Origin of the sequence: Thiomonas sp. FB-6 (genome assembly GCF_000377645.1) — a bacterium.
GTDB lineage: Bacteria > Pseudomonadota > Gammaproteobacteria > Burkholderiales > Burkholderiaceae_C > Thiomonas_A.
This window is the reverse complement of sequence record NZ_KB898547.1, coordinates 1-1237: the sequence shown is the minus strand read 5'-3', so window position 1 is coordinate 1237 and position 1237 is coordinate 1. Positions and strand designations below refer to the sequence as shown.

The 1237-nt window shown below is 71.5% G+C and carries 1 protein-coding gene; it reads left to right on the top strand.

What is annotated here, in order from left to right; genetic code table 11:
* Positions 1 to 1146, top strand: a 1146-nt coding sequence (locus tag D466_RS0119975; protein WP_018915439.1) for a 2-oxo acid dehydrogenase subunit E2, incomplete at its 5' end; no start/stop codon positions are given.
* Between the last annotated feature and the right edge of the window lie 91 nt (positions 1147 to 1237).

Here is a 1237-nt window from a genome sequence, read left to right as displayed (position 1 = left end):
GAGGCCGAGGAGGGCGCGAGCGCGCCGGCCGAGGCGGCGGCGCCGGCGGCCGGGCCTGCCGCGGCGCAGGCGCAGCAGCCTGCTGCGGCCCCGGCGGCGGCAGCGCCGGCTCCGGCGGCCGCAAGCCCCGCGGCGCCGCTGGCCTCGGAGCCGCGGCGCCCGACTCCGCCGACCGCGGCGTTGCCGCCGGTGCAGGCCGAGCCCAACCCGGCGCGCCTGCCCCATGCCTCGCCGTCGGTACGCAAGCTGGCGCGCGATTTCGGCGTGCCCCTCGACGAACTCAAGGGAAGCGGCCCGAAGGGGCGCATCACCGCCGAGGACGTACAGGGTTTCGTCAAGTCCGTGATGAGCGGGCAGGCGACGACCCGCGCATCCGCGCAGGCCGGCGGCGGGCGCGGCGGCCCCGGGCTGGACCTGCTGCCGTGGCCGCAGGTCGACTTCTCGCGCTTCGGCGCGGTGTCGTCCAAGGCGCTGTCGCGCATCAAGAAGATCTCGGGCCCGAACCTGGCGCGCAACTGGGTGATGATTCCCCACGTCACGCAGTTCGACGAGGCCGACGTGACCGAGCTGGAGGAGTTCCGCAAGAGCTTCAACGCCAGCCCGGCGGCAGCCGGTACCAAGCTGACCATGCTGGCCTTCGTCATGAAGGCCTGCTGCGCGGCGCTCAAGCTGATGCCCGAGTTCAACGCCTCGCTGGACGACAAGGGCGAGAACCTGATCCTCAAGGACTACGTGCACCTGGGCTTCGCGGCGGATACGCCGCAGGGCCTGGTGGTGCCGGTGCTCAAGGACGCCGACAAGAAGGGCCTGCGCCAGATCGCCGCGGAGATGTCCCAGCTGGCGGCCACCGCGCGTGACGGCAAGCTCAAGCCGGCCGACATGCAGGGCGCCAGTTTCACCATCTCCAGCCTGGGCGGGGTCGGCGGCACCGCGTTCACGCCCATCATCAACGCGCCGGAGGTGGCGATTCTCGGGCTGTCCAAGTCGCAGATGCAGCCGGTGTGGGACGGCAAGCAGTTCCAGCCCCGGCTGATGCTGCCGCTGTCGCTGTCCTACGACCACCGCGTGATCGACGGCGCGATGGGCGCGCGCTTCACCACCTTGCTGGGTGAGCTGCTTGGCGATCTGCGCCGGGTCCTGCTCTGAGGCGCGGCGCGGAACGAACAGCCAGGAACACGGAGACACGCAATGGCGCAGATGCAGGTGAAGGTTCCCGACATCGGGGACTTCAAGGACG